Here is a 445-nt window from a genome sequence, read left to right on the forward strand (position 1 = left end):
TCGCAGGACGGATCATGCCCGCCGCCGCTGAGCGGCATGCGCTTGATCAGATGAAGGTCACCGATGCGGGCGATGTACATCGGGCAGCCCGGCTCGCTGCACAGGCATAGCGGGCGCTCGCTGCGGGCATAGGCGTTCGCCAGCGCCGACTGCAGGTCGGGCGCTCCCTCCTCATAGACCGCACTGCCAATTTTGAACCGTCGCATCCCCTCCACAGCTCCAGGTCGCCGCTGCATCCCTGTCCGGGCATTCAAGTCTGGCTTTGCGCGGAGCGCAACCCCTTTGGTGCATCGGCGCCAGAGGGAGAGGGGAGCCGTGAAGATTGGAGCCCGGCTGGCGCGCAGAGAGTGCCCGGCGCGGGCGCCACTGCCCTCTCGCGAAGGACATTTCCATGAACATTGTTTCGACCACACCGGCCGTTGCCCGGATTGCTGCTCCCCTCGAC

General features: G+C 66.3%; 1 protein-coding gene. It reads right to left on the reverse strand.

The genetic code is table 11. The features are described from left to right. Positions 1-206, reverse strand: a 206-nt coding sequence (locus EN750_RS38720) for a DUF1173 family protein (RefSeq protein ID WP_127399529.1), incomplete at its 3' end; no start/stop codon positions are given. Between the last annotated feature and the right edge of the window lie 239 nt (positions 207-445).

This window comes from Mesorhizobium sp. M7A.F.Ca.ET.027.03.2.1 (assembly GCF_003999175.1).
Lineage (GTDB): Bacteria > Pseudomonadota > Alphaproteobacteria > Rhizobiales > Rhizobiaceae > Mesorhizobium.